Raw genomic sequence first — 16486 nt, 5'->3', positions numbered from 1 at the left:
ATTTATGCAGCATTATTCAAACTATTCAAGCGTATTTGAATACCTATTTCTTGCATTATTTGTTGTAATTCATCAATACGTTCAGTCAATAACTCTTGGTATTGTTCAATAATTAAATTGGGGCTACCTGCTTTTTGGTGTTGCTCAATCGAATTTTGGTGCATACTTATGAGTTGTAACAATTTCGCTATCCTCAATGCCCGTTCTTCACCTGAATGCACAAGGTCGTCAATAATGTCCATTTTTTAATAATTTATTTGTATGATCCCTTTATTTTTAAAATTTCGAGCTGTTGAAAATGTAAAAAACCATTCTTTTCTATTGATTTCAAATAACAAATATCTTGGATGATTTTCAGGCAAATTTTCAATGAAATAACAATCAATATTCAGGTTTGAATTTATTTCTTAAAAAGTTTAATTCTTTCTCTTTTTGAATTAAAATACTACTTTCTACAAAAATCAGCATATCAATGTCTTTTGGGTGAGCCTTTAGTGTAATAAAGCTACCATCAATCCATAAATAAAATGAGTCGTATAAAAGTTGTTTTAATTCTTCTATATACAGATTAAACTTCTGAAAAAGCTGAAATCTACTATTTGATGCGACGAAATTTGTCACAAACATTTCTCTGAATGTTTGGATATCTGTTTCTATAATTTGATAAGGAAACAAATTACCATATTCGTCAAAATCCATATATTTTACATTTTTATTCTATATTTTTAATATTTTCAATACAAGTTAAATATATTTTCCAATATATTGCAAATAGACATTTGGAAAATAAATAAGTACGCAAAATCTATGAATCAAAACTACATACTCCGCCAATGGCAAATTGGCGATGAAAAATCGCTTTCAGAAAATGCCAATAATTATAAAGTTTGGAGAAATTTGAAAGACATTTTCCCCTACCCTTACACACTCTCCGATGCCTACGAATGGATAAAAATAGCCGCTGATTCGCACACAAATTTTGCTATTGAAGTAAAAGGAAAAGCTGTCGGTGGAATCGGTATTTTATTAAAAGATGATATTTATAAAAAGAATGCTGAAATAGGCTATTGGCTCGGCGAATCATATTGGGGAAAAGGAATTATTTCATCAGCAATTGATGAAATTGTTAGCTATACATTCAATAAGTATGATATTAATCGCATTTATGCTGGCGTTTTTGAATATAATCTTGCCTCCATGCGAGTATTGGAAAAAGCAGGATTTCATCAAGAAGCAATATTAAAAAAATCACTTGTGAAAGAAGGACAACTGTTAGATGAACATATTTATGCGAAGTTTCGAAAATAAAAAAACGCTCAAAATATCTAAATTTTGAGCGTTTTCTAAACAAAACCTTGTCTTTTACAATCTAATTGGCACTTTCACTGCTGTATTTTCCCAACTTAAAATCATATCTGCTCCACCTTCAGCTGCTGCAAATTCAAGTTTAAATTGTTCTACCATTTCAGCCGTTTTTTCTGAAGGAACATCTACTCTTAAAACATCCTTTTTTTCATCATAATTTGTACCCCACTGACCAGTCTCACTATTTAAAATAACAGTCCATTTATCAGCGTTTGGAATTGTCCAAAGTGTATATTTTCCTGCTTTTAAGGTTTTATCTCCAATTTTTATATCTTGCTTTACATCAAAAATCGTAGCTTCGTTTGCACCTGTTCGCCAAACTTGTCCATAAGGCAAAAGTTTTCCAAAAATCTCACGCCCTTTTTTATAAGGTCGGCAATAATCCACTTGTACTGAAAGACCATTTTGGTCAAATTTTGCACTTTCGGCTGGACTTTTACTCTTTGTGAAAGCTTTAAAGCCAAAGAATGCAGCTACAAGAACGGCCACAACAATCAGGATAATTTTTACAGTTTTGTTCATTTTTAATCAAAGGTTATTAATGGTTAATACTCCAGTCAGAAACATTTTAGTCTATCAAAAAAGTTCAAAGGCACAAAATCAGGCATTTAATCGCTCTAAAACAAAAAAAGTGTAAATTATTCAATGAATTCCCCTCGAAAAACGGCAAATTTGCACAAAGGAACAGATAGTAGTTTAATTTGCTAATAAATTTCACGAATTTTGCACAAATTATTCCATTCCTACTTGTTAGCGAACAGTTTTCAATTTTATGGTGTTTAATAAAAAACAAAAGGCTTCGTTTTTTCATATCTATACCAATGCTTGATATTATCCATTTACTACCCGATTCGATAGCAAACCAGATTGCGGCAGGTGAGGTTGTGCAGCGACCAGCTTCGGTGGTGAAAGAGCTTTTAGAAAATTCTATTGATGCCAGAGCAAATAACATTCAACTTATAGTAAAAGACGCTGGCCGAACACTCATTCAAGTGATTGATGATGGCATGGGAATGTCGGCAACTGATGCTCGCATGAGCTTTGAGCGACACGCAACATCTAAAATTCGCACAGCCGATGACCTTTTTTCGATTCTGACAATGGGTTTTCGTGGTGAGGCTTTGGCTTCTATCGCTGCTATTGCTCAGGTCGAGGTACGTAGCAAGAGAATGATTGATGAAGTAGGAACAATGATTCGAATTGAAGGCTCTGAATTGAAAATTCAAGAATCTGTTTCTTGCCCTAAAGGCACAAATTTTCAAGTAAAAAACCTTTTTTTCAATGTTCCTGCTCGCCGAAATTTTCTAAAATCAAATCCAGTTGAAATGAAACACGTACTGGATGAGTTCCAACGTGTGTCATTGGCTCACCCAGAAATTGCCTTTACACTTTATCATAATGATGTAGAAGTCTATAATCTTCCCGCAGGAAAATTGAGCAAACGAATAGTTGATATTTTTGGAAAAACTTACCGTGAACAATTGGCAAATTGTGAAGAAGAAACACCTTTTGTAAATATCACAGGCTACGTTGGAAAGCCAGAATCTGCCAAAAAAGGGCGTGGCGAGCAATTCTTCTTTGTTAATAAGCGATTTATCAAGCATAGTTATTTACATCACGCTGTATTGAGTGCTTTTGAGGCAACGATCCCTGAAGGAAGTAGCCCATTTTATGTTCTTTTTATTGAGATTGACCCATCTCATGTCGATATTAATATTCATCCGACTAAGACGGAAATAAAATTTGATGATGAGCGTGCTGTTTATGCCATCATCCGTTCGGCCGTTCGGAGAGCTATTGGTGTTTATAACCTTACGCCAACGATTGATTTTGAGTCAGATATTAATTTTAGTAATCTTACCTCTACCAATCGTTTTAGCGATAGTCCAAATCCTATAACTCCTTCATTTTCAGGCATTTCTGACTTTGAAAAATCTCGTCAACAATCTTCGTTACCTTCAGTACCAAAAGATGATTATCGAGAAAAGCGTGATGCCTTCGCTCAATCTAATACTGAAAATTGGCGAAAACTCTTTGATGGTTTAGAAGGTTTTAAACCTAATAATCAAGCAAATCTTGAATTTGAGGCTGAGCCTATGACAATGGGCAGCAAAGCCAATGATATTTCGGACGAAGACAGGAAAATTCTCGAAACGCAAGAAATCAGTGCGATTCAGATACAAAATCGTTTTATTGTTGCACAAGCAAAAAGTGGTTTAATGCTTATCGACCAACGTGCAGCTTATGAGCGAATCTTGTATGAAAAATATTTCAATAATTTAAAAAATAAAAAGTCGTTTACTCAACAATTACTTTTTCCAAAAACTTTGGATCTACATGCGGCTGATTTTCAATTGGTGATGGAAATCCAAGATGAGATTCGAGCATTAGGTTTTTCGTTTGAGGAATTTGGTCAAAATACCATCAAAATCAATGGTGTTCCGCCTGAAGTACAAGAGGAAAACGAAAAGGAGATTTTTGAAGGTTTGGTGCAGCAATTCAAAACCAACCAAACAAATTTGCAATTGGATAGATTAGAAAACGTTGCTCGTTCGTTTTCTAAGCGTTCCTCATCAAAATATATGGGAGAATTATCAAAAATTGAGATAAATTTGCTCATTCATCAACTTTTTGAGACAGCAGTACCTAACTATACACCAAATGGTGAACCAATTATGACAATTTTGTCGTTAAATCGTTTAGCAGAGTTGCTCATCAAGAAATAATAGTTATTTGCTTTTAGCCGTTAGCTATTAGCTCTTTTTGACAAACACATTAGAAAGAGAAATTCTGATAATCATTAGTTAAAAAAACAAAAAGCCAATAGCTAAAAGCAAGACAAAAAAATATGTTCCAAATTACACCTATAGTCCGAAATCTATTGATAGTCAATATTGCTATTTATATGATTCAAAATACCCTCCGAATAGACTTATCCACTACTTTTGGCTACCATAATTTTTCGATGCACGAAATGGGTCTGTTCAACCCTTTGCAGATTTTTACGTATATGTTTTTGCACGGTGGTTCTGGACATATATTTAGTAATATGTTTGGTTTATTTATGTTTGGGCCAATGCTCGAAAGGTTTTTGGGAAGTAAGCGATTTTTGATTTTATATATTGTTTCTGGAATTGGAGCTTGCTTACTTTATGGAAGTATCAATCTTTACGAAATATCAAAGTATTCTGTTGATTCTGCTGAGTATGCAATCATGATGAGTACACCGATGGTTGGTGCGTCAGGAGCAATTTTTGGAATGCTCGGAGCATTTGCAAGATTATTCCCAAATACAGAAATGATAATTTTTCCATTACCAATACCTATAAAAGCAAAATATTTAGTATCTTTATATGCTCTATTTGAAATCTTCTCTGGAGTATATAATATCATGCCTGGTGTAGCACATTTTGCTCACATTGGAGGTTTAATTTTTGGTGTTTTATTAATCAATTATTGGAATAAAAAGAAAGATAGATTTTATTGAAAGTGGCAAGTTTTATAGACGACATAAAGAGTCCATTTAAAAAAGGAAACACATTGGTGCAATTAATGCTCATCAATGCGGGTGTTTTTTTATCTTTAATTTTGTTAAGTTTTATTTTTTCCTTCTCTCCACAAGGAGCAGCAATTAATAAAACTATTACCGATAATTTTGAATTGGTAGCTCCCATCATTCAATTTATCCAAAAACCGTGGACACTGATTACTTATTGTTTTACCCACTATGGTTTTTTGCATTTGCTTTTCAATATGCTTACGCTCTTTTGGTTCGGAACTTTGGTACAAGAATTTATTGGTAGTAGAAAATTATTAAATATTTATATCATTGGTGGTTTGGTAAGTGGGCTTATTTATATAGCCATTTATAATTTATTAGCTCTTGCTGTTCAGTCAGGTGGCATACATCTCAATAATATTAGCCCAACTATTTTAGGAGCCTCGGCAGCAGTTTATGCCGTGATGTTTGCGGCCGTGGCATTGTTGCCTGAATATGAATTTTATCTCTTTGGCATCGTACTTATCAAAATCAAATACATAGCTTGGTTTTTTCTTTTATTATCATTCATTGTTCCAAGTAGTGGCGTTTCGCATTTAGGTGGAGCATTAGCTGGCTATTCATATATTTCTTTATTAAGAAAAGGTATCGATTTAGGTAGTCCAATAGAAGCCATAAGTGATTGGTGGAGTAATTTTTGGGTTGCCAAACCACAAGCAAAAATCCCTCAAAGGAAGTATAGTGAATCTACCGTTGCCAGTAAAGGTGGAAATGGAAATGCGAATCTCGACCCTAATTATTTCCCCGACCAAGATGAAGTTGACGCTATTTTAGATAAAATAGGCAAGTCGGGCTACGAAAGTCTAACCAAAGAAGAAAAGCAAAAACTCTACCGAGCAAGCCAAAAGAAAGACTGAGAAAGTCAATGGATGATAGACTCAAGTCCACAGAATTTTCATACCATACTAATCAAAACTTTAGTATTTTCTCCTCTATGAGCAGCAAATGCCAATAATACCAAAATATCATTACGTGTTAGCAACGGAAAATCTTCTACAATTTCATTATAACTCATATCACTTGCTAACCAACTTAAAATTGCAATAATTCCTGCCAAACAAAGGTGAATATTTCTGAAATAAAGTTAAATTTCATAGAAAAACACAATTTCTACTAAATGGAAAGAATCAAGTAATTAATAATGCTTAACTTTGCCCACCAAATTAAGTAAAAAAGCTTTTCAAGCAAGTATAAAAAATCAGAAATTTTATTTAATTTGCACGTAAAAACTACCAAAACAAAACAATTTTAGCTTTGTTCAGTTTTAAAAAGACATTCTAACCTTTATTGGTCTAAAGATATGCTCATAACTCCTGGTGAAATACTGAAAAACATCAACTATCCTGCCGATTTACGCAAAATTGACCGTACTAAACTTCCACAAGTAGCCGATGAATTACGTCAGTATATCATTGATATGGTATCGGTTTATGGTGGACACTTTAGTTCGAGCTTGGGTGTAGTCGAATTGACAGTAGCACTTCATTATGTTTTTAATACCCCCGATGACCAATTGGTCTGGGACGTAGGACACCAAGCATACGGACATAAACTTTTGACAGGCAGACGAGCAGATTTTCATACCAATCGAGTTTATGGTGGCATTTCTGGTTTTCCAAAAAGAAAAGAAAGTGAATATGATACTTTTGGCGTAGGACACTCATCTACTTCCATTTCAGCCGCTTTGGGAATGGCTGTTGCCTCAAATATAAACGGGGAAACCCAACGCCAACATATTGCTGTCATTGGCGATGGCTCAATGACGGCAGGAATGGCTTTTGAAGGAATGAATCATGCTGGCTCATTAAAAGACGCCAATATTTTGATTATCCTGAATGATAATTGCATGGCGATCGACCCAAATGTGGGAGCTTTGAAAGAATATTTGACTGACATTACTACCTCAAAAACATATAATATTGTAAAGGATGATGTGTGGCAATTGCTAGGAAAAATGAGTCATTTTGGCAAAAGTGCCAGAAAAATAGTTGCCAAAGTAGAAAATGCCATGAAAGGAGCTTTATTGAGCCAAAGTAATTTCTTTGAAGCTTTGAATCTCCGTTATTTTGGCCCAATTGATGGACATGACATCGACCATTTGGTAAGTGTTTTGGAAGATTTAAAACATATTCCTGGCCCAAAAATCTTGCATTGTTTGACTGTAAAGGGCAAAGGCTACGCTCCTGCCGAAAAAGACCAAACAAAATGGCATGCCCCTGGACTTTTTGATAAAGTTACGGGTGTTATTCAAAAGAAGGTTTATGATAAACCTATGCCTCCAAAATACCAAGATGTTTTTGGTAATACAATTGTTGAATTAGCAGAAAAAAATGACAAAATAGTAGGCATAACGCCCGCTATGCCTTCGGGTTCATCATTGAATATCATGATGAAAGCCATGCCCGATCGTGCTTTTGATGTGGGTATTGCCGAACAACACGCCGTTACATTTTCGGCAGGAATGGCTACGCAAGGTTCGGTTGTTTATTGCAATATTTACTCAAGTTTCATGCAAAGAGCTTATGACCAAGTGATTCATGATGTATGTTTACAACAACTGCCTGTTATATTCTGTCTCGACCGTGCAGGTTTTGCTGGAGCTGACGGCCCCACGCATCATGGAGCGTATGATATTGCTTACATGAGATGCATCCCTAATATGGTCATTGCTTCACCTATGAATGAGGAAGAGCTACGAAATATGATGTTTACCTTTCAATTAGATGAATCACAAAAGTTGAAAACAGCATTTACTATACGTTATCCACGTGGTGAAGGTGTGATGCCTGATTGGAAAAGACCTTTACAAAAACTTGAAATAGGGAAAGGGCAAAAAATAAAAGATGGTGAAGATGTAGCCATTTTAACCATCGGGCATATTGGCAATTATGCTGTAAAAGCTTGTGAAATGCTTGAAAAAGAAGGCATTAATGCTGCACATTACGATTTGCGTTTCGTAAAACCTTTGGATGAAGAACTATTACACGAAGTTTTTCAAAAGTTCAATAAAGTAATTACGGTAGAAGACGGTTGTGTGCAAGGCGGTATGGGAAGTGCAGTTTTGGAATTTATGTCAGATAATGGATATGCTGCGAAACTTAAACGTCTGGGTATTCCTGACCGAATTGTAGAGCATGGCGAACAAATAGAATTACAACATGAATGTGGCTTCGACCCAGAAGGAATTGCTGAAGCAGTCAGACAATTAAAAAGTACAGAAGTTTTTGTCTTTTAAATTAATGAATCTGATTATTTAGATATTGAATATAGAACGGAGTTCCTACTCCGTTTTTTTTATTCTACGCAGTGACGGAGTGGAACCTCAGTTCTACAAGGGCAAGGGATAATATTTTTCTGAACCAGCACCTTGTTTTTTTCGTTATCTTTGTAGAAAAAACCTTCAGTAGATAGTGAGCAATAAAAAACTAAATGATATTGAACTAACAGGCTTTGAGCAAATCGAAGTACTGGGTGCAAGAGAACACAATCTTAAAAATATTGATGTAATTATTCCTCGAAATAAACTCGTTGTTATTACTGGAATTTCGGGAAGCGGAAAGTCATCATTGGCATTTGATACAATTTATGCTGAAGGGCAACGCCGCTACATGGAAAGTTTCTCGGCTTATGCTCGTAGCTTTATCGGGAACATGGAGCGTCCAGATGTTGACAAAATCAATGGACTTTCGCCGGTCATTTCTATCGAACAAAAAACCACCTCTAAAAACCCTCGCTCTACGGTTGGTACAACTACCGAAATTTACGACTTTTTACGCTTATTTTTTGCCCGTGCAGGTGAAGCGTTTAGTTATATTACAGGTAATAAAATGGTCAAACAAACGCAAGACCAAATTATCGACCAAATCTTACAACAATTTAATAATCAGAAAGTTACACTACTTGCACCTGTCGTAAAAGGGCGTAAAGGCCACTATCGTGAGCTTTTTGTACAGATTGCTAAATTGGGCTATAATAAAGTTAGAGTCGATGGAGAAGTTTTGGAAATTAATCCAAAAATGCAACTTGATCGTTATAAAATTCATGATATTGAGATTGTCATTGATCGAGTAATTCCTACAAATGATGACCGCTATCGTTTAAGCCAATCGGTTGGTACATCTTTGAAACAAGGCAAAGGATCAATGATGCTTTTGGATGCTAAAAATAATACCCAATATTTTTCTCAAAACCTCACAGACCCGGAATCAGGTATTTCTTACGAAGACCCATCGCCCAATAGTTTTTCATTTAATTCTCCTTACGGAGCTTGTCCGACTTGCAATGGCTTAGGAGTTGTTGAAGAAATTACAGAAGAATCGATTATTCCTGACAAAACATTGAGTATTAGTCGTGGTGGAATTGCCCCATTGGGAGAATACCGTGATTTATGGATTTTTAAACAAATCGAAGTGATTCTAAAGGCATATAAATCAAATATTTCCACGCCAATAGATAAAATTCCAGAAGAAGCTTTAAAAACAATCTTATACGGCAGTGAAGACCCGCTTCCGGTTCCATCAAAAAAGTACCCTGGCACCGAATGGAACACAACTTTTGAAGGTGTAATCACTTTCTTGAAACGTCAGCAAGATTCTGATAATGATAAAATTCAAGATTGGGTACGAGATTTTTTGGTAATAAAAACTTGTCCAGATTGCAATGGTTTTAGGCTAAAAAAAGAATCCTTACATTTCAAAATTGCCGACCGAAATATCGCCGAATTGGCAGAAATGGACATTCGAGAAATTGACGAATGGTTTGTTGATTTAGAAAGTCGTCTAAGCGACCGTCAGAATATGATTGCTCGTGAGATTTTGAAAGAAATTCGCAAACGAATTGGATTTTTAATGGGTATCGGTTTGGATTATTTAACCTTGAATCGCCCGCTTAGAACACTTTCTGGTGGCGAATCTCAACGGATTCGTTTGGCAACGCAAATTGGTACGCAATTGGTGGGTGTTTTGTATATCATGGACGAACCAAGTATTGGTTTGCACCAACGAGATAATGTAAAATTGATTCAAGCTTTAAAAGACTTGCGAGATTTGGGAAATACTGTTTTGGTTGTCGAACACGACAAAGACATGATGCTTGAATCAGACTATATTTTGGATGTTGGGCCTGGTGCTGGGCGACACGGCGGACACATCGTAGGACATGGAACACCACAAGCTTTTCTCGAAAATAATAGCATTACGTCTGACTATTTAAGTGGAAGAATCAATATTGAAGTACCAAAAGAAAGACGTAAAGGAAATGATAAAGCACTGATAATCAAAGGAGCAACGGGACATAACCTGAAAAATGTAACCCTAAAATTACCTTTAGGTAAAATGCTTTGTATTACAGGTGTGAGTGGTAGTGGAAAATCTTCATTGATTCATGAGACATTATTTCCGATCTTAAATAAGCATTTTTATCATTCCAAACGTGAACCTTTAGCCTTTAAATCAGTGGAAGGTTTAGAACATTTGGATAAAGTTATTGAGGTTGATCAAAGCCCAATTGGACGTACACCAAGAAGTAACCCTGCTACTTATACTGGTATGTTTTCGGAAATACGTACACTTTTTGCTGAATTGCCCGAAGCCAAAATTAGAGGTTATAAACCAGGTCGTTTTTCATTCAATGTGAAAGGTGGTCGCTGCGAAGATTGCGAAGGTGCAGGAATGAAAAAAATAGAAATGGAGTTTTTGCCTGATGTACATGTGGCATGTGAAACGTGTAAAGGGAAACGCTTCAACCGTGAAACATTAGAAGTTCGCTACAAAGGAAAATCTATTGCTGATGTACTGGATATGACTGTTGAGCAAGCATTGGAGTTTTTTGAAAGCATTCCAAAAATCAATCGAAAAGTGGTGACTTTGTTTGAAGTAGGTTTGGGATATATTACGCTAGGCCAACATGCTACTACACTTTCAGGTGGAGAGGCTCAACGTGTAAAACTTGCAGAAGAATTATCGAAAAAAGATACTGGTAAAACTATCTATATTTTAGATGAACCAACAACGGGGCTTCATTTCAAAGACATTCAAAAACTCCTTGAAGTCTTACAAAAATTAGCTGATAAAGGCAATACTGTTCTTATTATTGAGCATAATCTTGATGTAATAAAAGTCTCTGACCATGTTATTGATATTGGACCAGAAGGCGGAAATAAAGGAGGAAATATCATTGCCGAAGGCACACCAGAACAAGTGGCTAAGGTAAATGGTAGTTATACAGGCTTTTTCTTGAAAGATGAGTTGAAAAAGTAGATTAAAAATGATTTTACGCATAAAATCATCTGTCTTTAATGTTTACATTTGCAACCGTTTATTAAAAAATCAGTCATTCATGATGTTACTGAGAAAATAGTACAACAAAAACTAACTATAAACTTCACTTTATTATGTCTTTTTTCAATGATATTATCAATGAACTTATTATCTTTTTTAGAATTGGCGGATTATTAGACATCGTACACGCTGGAAATTACAGAGTTTTACTAACAATTGATGGTTTCTTAGCTGTTTTATCACCTATCACTCCATTTATTATTTTTTTTGAAGTAATCTGGGCTTTGGCTCAAAATCGTTTTAAAAAAGACAGTTATAAAGTTCCTTTTCTAATCATTCTTGTCAATAGAATATTAAGCAGGCTTATTGGTATTTCCGTATTGGTTGTTTGTATTGGTATTTTTCAAAAATATGCCATCATTCAAACAAGCTTCACGTGGTACTGGTTTATCTATGGCTATTTAGTTTATGAGTTAAATAACTTCATTAGGCATTATCTAACGCATAAAATTCGATTCTTATGGTGTTTTCACGCAGTTCATCATTCATCTGAAGACCTTAATTCTTCTATCACACTGACAACTTTTTTTGTAGAAAACATCTACACCGAGATTTTTGCTGCTACTTTTTGCATGTTACTGGGTTTACAACCAATCATGCTTTTTACTATAATGATACTCGATAGTATTTGGGGAGCATTTGTACATATCAGCGAAGATTCTTTAAAAAATGGAAGGCTTGGTTTTTTAGAAAAATTCATATTAACACCTTCTCACCATCGAGTTCATCATGGAAGAAACCATCTATATATGGATACTAATTTCTGTTCAATCATCAATATTTGGGATATTATATTCAGAACTTATCAAGAAGAAGACAAAAACGTACCCGTTGATTTCGGTATTACACGTGAAATGAACGCTAATAGCTTTACAGATGTCTATTTTGGAGAACTTTTAAGCTTATGGAAAGATGTAGTTGCTGCACCTGGATTGAAAAACAAAATACTATATATTTTTATGCCTCCAGGCTGGAGTCATACAGGTGAGTATCATACAGCAAGTACATTAAGAAACGATTATTTGAAGTCAATTAAAAAAGCATAAACAAGTAAATGTTAGGGAAAGCTACTCTCTTTCCCTAACATTTATTAAAATTTTCTCTACTTCTTTCCTAACTTGAGAGCTTGATTTGGTGAAATTATTGTTCATTATGCTAAATAAGAGTGTCTTCCCTTTTTTGGTGATTATATAACCACTCAAGTTATAAACCCCTCCCAACGAGCCCGATTTAGCAAAAACGTATGGTGTTTCTTCATTCTTAAACATGTTTCTTACAGTTCCCGATTTACCACCTACTGCCATGATCGAAAATAGTTTTTCTTCGGGTATTTCGCTATGAATTTTTTCAAGCAATTTAATAATTGAACGAGGTGTAAAAAGATTATAACGAGAAAGACCCGAGCCATCTACCCATTTAGGGGCATCAGGCAAATCTTGTAAATGTTTTTCAGTAATAGATTTGATTGCAAATGATGAATTGATTGAATCCTTCAAAATTGTTCCGCATAACAAAAGCAACTGCTCGGCAAGCATATTATCACTTTCTTGCATCATTTTACGATAAACCGCCTCAGAAGACATACCATAAAGTGTTTTAGCATTTGTCGAGACTGGGATTTTAAGCATATTCACATTTCTCCGAAGGGTATCAATGAGCAATTGCTGTGTTAAGCCACTTGAAGTTTTATAAGGTATATCTTGTTGATAATCATTTTTTTGAAGAAGTGTTTTTGGGTATAAAAATTGGTTATCTGCTACCGTTCGTGTGATATATTTCCCTTCGTCTTTTTTATAAAAACTATTTTCAAAAATAATTGGCTGCGGCTTTAATGCTCCATTTTCAACTTTTACACGCACAATATTTCCATACATCGGTAAAGGCGAAAGTTCGACCGCATAGTAATCATTATAATCATTCCAAGACCACCCATCGCCAAAATATTGATTAGTAAAATTTCCATCGGAAAAAAAGAAAAGTTTGGTCCGTTTAAATGATTTCAAAAAATCAAAAGTTTTCGTACTTGTCAAATCTGGATGAAAGAAAGTTGGATCACCTGTTCCCCAAAAAATTAAAGAGTCACTTTTAATTTCATACCGTAAGGAAGGAATAGAATCACCAAGCGTTTTGAGACAAGCATAAAATGTAAATAATTTTGTATTAGAAGCTGGTGTAAAATATCGTTCAGCATTTCTTTCAAAAATCATTTTGTTAGCTCCCAAATCATACAAGGCCATTCCTGTAATACTTTGCGAAAGAACCGCAGAGGTATCAATCATCTTGGCATAAGGCGAGCGATTATATATATTTTGGGTTGTTTTACAAGAAATTCCAATAAAAGCTAATAAGCTGATTATTACTATTTTATGCATCTTTATTTGTTTTTTGCACGAATTTACACAAATTTGGACAAATTAAAAAGCACTTCACCCTTTTGGATGAAGTGCTTTTTAAACACTTTAAACTTTATATTTTTATCTATTTACTGCAAATCTTTTCACAATAACACCATTTTCGGTGTGTAATCTTACCAAGTAATTACCATTGGTGAAGTTGCTTACATCAATTTTTTGATTGAAAGTACTAATATCAGTTAAATATTCGCTCTGCATTATTCTCACACCATTTGAATTGATTACCTCCATTTGTACTCGACCTGGTTTTGATAGACCGGCTGTTATTTTCACTTCATCAGGTGATGGATTTGGGAAAATTGTTGCTATTTTTTCAGATGTTTGTTCTGTTGCTAAAATAGGTGGTGGTGGTGGTACTTGTACTTGAAGATTATCAATTGCCCAACCCCAACCATAAGTCAGTTCATCAGCAAATAATCTAAAACGTATCAAAACTACATCTCCTGCTACGAAATCGCCGCTATTAAGCATTTTTATTGTACGCTTTTTATACATCGTCGCCAAGCCTACTCCTTTTGAATCTGACGATTGATAAGACTTACCATCCGAACCAATAAATGTACCATTTGCACCAGCACTATTAAATGCTTTCAACCAAGTAGCATCGGCACTGGCATCATAACCATCTTCAAATGGAACCCATGAAGCTCCTCCATCATACGAACCTTCTACAACCACGTAGTCATAAAAATCTGAATCACCAAAAACAGAGCCTGATTCGCCTGGCTCAACTAATGCAACTTCATCAAAAGAAATTGTAGCCGAATCTGCATTATCTTTCAATTGAATAGGAATACGCAATAAAGCCAATGTATTTGACTGCAAATCTTCGTTTCCACCATTTTTATATGGGTGAGCTGAATGTAATGCTCCATTTGAAAAACCAGTAGGTTGCGTTATACCCCAACCACCAATTGTTGCAAAGTCATCGGTAGCTGCATCAAATGTATTAGCATATTGAGATGCGGGAGTCTGTGTTTTTAAATCACTCACCACAAACTCATAATAGTCAGGAGAAACCGTCACGTTTGTTCCTGGTGTATTAAGATAAGCAGGCAGAACTGTTTTATTTTTATTTTTTGATCTATCAATCGCAACAATTCGATATAATACACGGTCATTTTGCTTTAAAGTGCCAAAAGGGCTTTTTGCCAAGAAAGCATATATATCATTTCTACCTTGTGAATAATTTTTATCATCGGTCGCAACATTGTATCGTTTCAAACCAAATGGTTTTTGGACTACACCATTCAACTGATATTCAACGTATGCTGTGTCAACTCCATGTTCAAAATTGTCTTCGATATTTGCAAAGATATCTGGTACAGCCGTTGTAGGTATAATCGTTAATGGGTCGGTCGTTACAAACGGCGGAGAAGTATCAGCCGAACCAACACTAAAACCATAATACCCTTGTGTAGGGGCTTCGGCAGGAGCGGTATTTTTACGCTTGAAGTTATCTTCTACACCTAAATAATAACGAATAATTGACGGGCTTTTAGTCACTGGAATATCTGCCGAATACTCATTTGTAGTGCCGATTCGTTTCAGTTCAATGGCTTTTGCATTAATAATTGTATCATTTTCAGTATAATAAACTTTTGCACTTCCAGCAATCAAGGTTGTATCGCTGATAATAGTTGCCTTGATTGTCACTTTACTAACCGCTGTCTCAATATTTTTTACACGTGTATGTGTAAGCGAAGTGGCTTTCCAGCCCATGTCAGCAAACATTCCTTTGACAAGTGGGCCTGGATCACGAATAACCTCACGAATACTTGCCCCTGCAGTCATTAATGAATTAGGATTTCCAGAAGGGTAAGTCGCATCATTAACATGAGAAGTGCTTGAGCCTAATTGATATTCTGTTGGAGCATAGATTCTTGGCTTTTCTCCCAGACTAATGGCTGTTGGGCTATTAAAAAATAAATTATCACTAATTAATTGATTTTTTAAAGCCGTAGAAGTATTAGCAAAATTAGTAGTATTAATTAATTGTTGAGATGAACCATTCTCAAGAAAAGGGTCAAATGCAAAGGGAGAACCTGTGCCATAACCCCAAGAGCCAGTATTACCAACCACACCAGTGGCACTTACTGGAATACGCATAGATGAAGTAAATCCTAAACCATGACATAATTCGTGTAAAACAACCGATGTAAAATCAAATTGATTATTTCCTGGTGCAGCAACTCCTAAATACCAAGGTGCAGAACTATTAAACTCGGCTGTAATATCTGGGTCATTCACCGAATTCAGTTCTTGGCCTGCTAATTTTTCTGCTAAAGCCATCGGATACCATGTATTGGAACGTAATTGACCAGGGAAGTTACGTGTAAAATCGGCAGGTGAAGCTTGCCCTAAAATTGTTCCACTTGCATTACCACTATCTATTACCTTCCAAGTAGCTGTAATACGAATTGGCACTGGCGAACTGATGAGATTTGCCCAAATATCAACTGCTGCTTGAAAAGATTTCTGTGCCGCAGGTGAAAAACCATTATATGTAACAATAAATGTAGCTTTAGCTGCAGTTCCTCTGGCTTTTTGACCTTTCAAAGCATCTTCTACTTCTTTTGCCATTGGCACATAGGTATTGGCATCTTCAAAATTCCCTGGGCAAACAATCATTTGTCCTTTCATAAACTCAATTTTATCTGGGTTTACTTTGGCAAGTTGTTCATGGCTTGGTTTTGCCACTTTTTGAGCAAATACTGACATTACCATCAAAAATAGCAAGCCAGAAAGGTAGATTTTTCTCATAATTTTTAGCATCAATTGCCTGTATGTCAGGGTATTTTAAATATACG

General features: G+C 35.3%; 13 protein-coding genes. 7 read left to right on the top strand and 6 right to left on the bottom strand.

Annotated features, from left to right (window positions below; translation table 11 throughout):
• Positions 1 to 2: 2 nt before the first annotated feature.
• Both ACQUQZ_RS02565 and ACQUQZ_RS02560 read right to left on the bottom strand, forming a co-directional pair.
• Positions 3 to 242, bottom strand: coding sequence for a hypothetical protein (locus ACQUQZ_RS02565; protein ID WP_435353177.1), 240 nt, complete (start codon positions 240 to 242; stop codon positions 3 to 5).
• Positions 243 to 381: 139 nt separating this feature from the next.
• Entirely contained in the window at positions 382 to 699 is a 318-nt protein-coding gene (locus ACQUQZ_RS02560; protein WP_435353176.1) for a DUF6932 family protein, read from the bottom strand.
• Positions 700 to 807: 108 nt separating this feature from the next.
• Here ACQUQZ_RS02560 and ACQUQZ_RS02555 point away from each other — a divergent pair, with 108 nt between their 5' ends.
• The gene (locus tag ACQUQZ_RS02555) at positions 808 to 1308 is read left to right on the top strand and encodes a GNAT family N-acetyltransferase (RefSeq protein ID WP_435353175.1); all 501 of its coding nucleotides are present in this window, start codon (positions 808 to 810) and stop codon (positions 1306 to 1308) included.
• Positions 1309 to 1362: 54 nt separating this feature from the next.
• Here ACQUQZ_RS02555 and ACQUQZ_RS02550 read toward each other — a convergent pair whose 3' ends face one another.
• A complete protein-coding gene (locus tag ACQUQZ_RS02550) occupies positions 1363 to 1887 on the bottom strand; it encodes a DUF2911 domain-containing protein (protein WP_435353174.1) in 525 nt (174 codons plus the stop codon).
• Positions 1888 to 2186: 299 nt separating this feature from the next.
• Between ACQUQZ_RS02550 and mutL the strand changes: the two genes are divergently transcribed.
• The 3 genes from mutL to ACQUQZ_RS02535 all read left to right on the top strand — a co-directional run bounded on the left by mutL (position 2187) and on the right by ACQUQZ_RS02535 (position 5781).
• Positions 2187 to 4091 carry a DNA mismatch repair endonuclease MutL gene (mutL, locus tag ACQUQZ_RS02545; RefSeq protein WP_435353173.1) on the top strand — a complete coding sequence of 635 codons (1905 nt, stop codon included), beginning with the start codon at positions 2187 to 2189 and terminating at the stop codon, positions 4089 to 4091.
• 122 nt (positions 4092 to 4213) lie between these two features.
• Positions 4214 to 4852 (top strand): rhomboid family intramembrane serine protease, encoded by a 639-nt coding sequence (locus ACQUQZ_RS02540; protein WP_435353172.1) that lies wholly within the window; start codon positions 4214 to 4216, stop codon positions 4850 to 4852.
• A gap of 2 nt (positions 4853 to 4854) precedes the next feature.
• On the top strand, positions 4855 to 5781 hold the full coding sequence (locus ACQUQZ_RS02535; protein ID WP_435353171.1) for a rhomboid family intramembrane serine protease: 927 nt from the start codon (positions 4855 to 4857) through the stop codon (positions 5779 to 5781).
• A 38-nt stretch (positions 5782 to 5819) separates the two neighbouring features.
• On the opposite strand, the gene ACQUQZ_RS02530 is transcribed toward ACQUQZ_RS02535, so the two are convergent.
• Positions 5820 to 5981 (bottom strand): DUF433 domain-containing protein, encoded by a 162-nt coding sequence (locus ACQUQZ_RS02530; protein ID WP_435353170.1) that lies wholly within the window; start codon positions 5979 to 5981, stop codon positions 5820 to 5822.
• A gap of 243 nt (positions 5982 to 6224) precedes the next feature.
• On the opposite strand from ACQUQZ_RS02530, the gene dxs reads away from it, so the two are divergent.
• The 3 genes from dxs (at position 6225) to ACQUQZ_RS02515 (ending at position 12308) form a co-directional block, all read left to right on the top strand.
• Positions 6225 to 8159, top strand: coding sequence for a 1-deoxy-D-xylulose-5-phosphate synthase (dxs, locus tag ACQUQZ_RS02525; RefSeq protein ID WP_435353168.1), 1935 nt, complete (start codon positions 6225 to 6227; stop codon positions 8157 to 8159).
• Between the two features lie 175 nt (positions 8160 to 8334).
• Positions 8335 to 11181 carry an excinuclease ABC subunit UvrA gene (gene uvrA / locus ACQUQZ_RS02520; RefSeq protein WP_435353167.1) on the top strand — a complete coding sequence of 949 codons (2847 nt, stop codon included), beginning with the start codon at positions 8335 to 8337 and terminating at the stop codon, positions 11179 to 11181.
• A gap of 134 nt (positions 11182 to 11315) precedes the next feature.
• Entirely contained in the window at positions 11316 to 12308 is a 993-nt protein-coding gene (locus ACQUQZ_RS02515; RefSeq protein WP_435353165.1) for a sterol desaturase family protein, read from the top strand.
• A 21-nt stretch (positions 12309 to 12329) separates the two neighbouring features.
• On the opposite strand, the gene ACQUQZ_RS02510 is transcribed toward ACQUQZ_RS02515, so the two are convergent.
• Positions 12330 to 13634, bottom strand: coding sequence for a D-alanyl-D-alanine carboxypeptidase/D-alanyl-D-alanine-endopeptidase (locus ACQUQZ_RS02510; RefSeq protein WP_435353164.1), 1305 nt, complete (start codon positions 13632 to 13634; stop codon positions 12330 to 12332).
• Between the two features lie 102 nt (positions 13635 to 13736).
• Positions 13737 to 16439, bottom strand: a complete 2703-nt coding sequence (locus ACQUQZ_RS02505) for a T9SS type A sorting domain-containing protein (RefSeq protein WP_435353163.1) — start codon at positions 16437 to 16439, stop codon at positions 13737 to 13739.
• Positions 16440 to 16486 lie beyond the last annotated feature (47 nt).

Origin of the sequence: Emticicia sp. SJ17W-69 (assembly GCF_051209875.1) — a bacterium.
Classification (GTDB): Bacteria; Bacteroidota; Bacteroidia; order Cytophagales; family Spirosomataceae; genus Emticicia.
Note: the sequence above shows the minus strand (reverse complement) of the source record. Positions and strands in the feature narration are given on the sequence as shown.

Bases quoted from the DNA above. Each gene is read 5' to 3' on its own strand.
- ACQUQZ_RS02510 (WP_435353164.1), bottom strand. From the start codon at position 13,634: ATGCATAAAATAGTAATAATCAGCTTATTAGCTTTTATTGGAATTTCT.
- ACQUQZ_RS02550 (WP_435353174.1), bottom strand. From the start codon at position 1,887: ATGAACAAAACTGTAAAAATTATCCTGATTGTTGTGGCCGTTCTTGTA.
- ACQUQZ_RS02560 (WP_435353176.1), bottom strand. From the start codon at position 699: ATGGATTTTGACGAATATGGTAATTTGTTTCCTTATCAAATTATAGAA.
- mutL (WP_435353173.1), top strand. From the start codon at position 2,187: ATGCTTGATATTATCCATTTACTACCCGATTCGATAGCAAACCAGATT.
- dxs (WP_435353168.1), top strand. From the start codon at position 6,225: ATGCTCATAACTCCTGGTGAAATACTGAAAAACATCAACTATCCTGCC.
- ACQUQZ_RS02540 (WP_435353172.1), top strand. From the start codon at position 4,214: ATGTTCCAAATTACACCTATAGTCCGAAATCTATTGATAGTCAATATT.
- ACQUQZ_RS02565 (WP_435353177.1), bottom strand. From the start codon at position 242: ATGGACATTATTGACGACCTTGTGCATTCAGGTGAAGAACGGGCATTG.
- ACQUQZ_RS02505 (WP_435353163.1), bottom strand. From the start codon at position 16,439: ATGAGAAAAATCTACCTTTCTGGCTTGCTATTTTTGATGGTAATGTCA.
- ACQUQZ_RS02515 (WP_435353165.1), top strand. From the start codon at position 11,316: ATGTCTTTTTTCAATGATATTATCAATGAACTTATTATCTTTTTTAGA.
- ACQUQZ_RS02555 (WP_435353175.1), top strand. From the start codon at position 808: ATGAATCAAAACTACATACTCCGCCAATGGCAAATTGGCGATGAAAAA.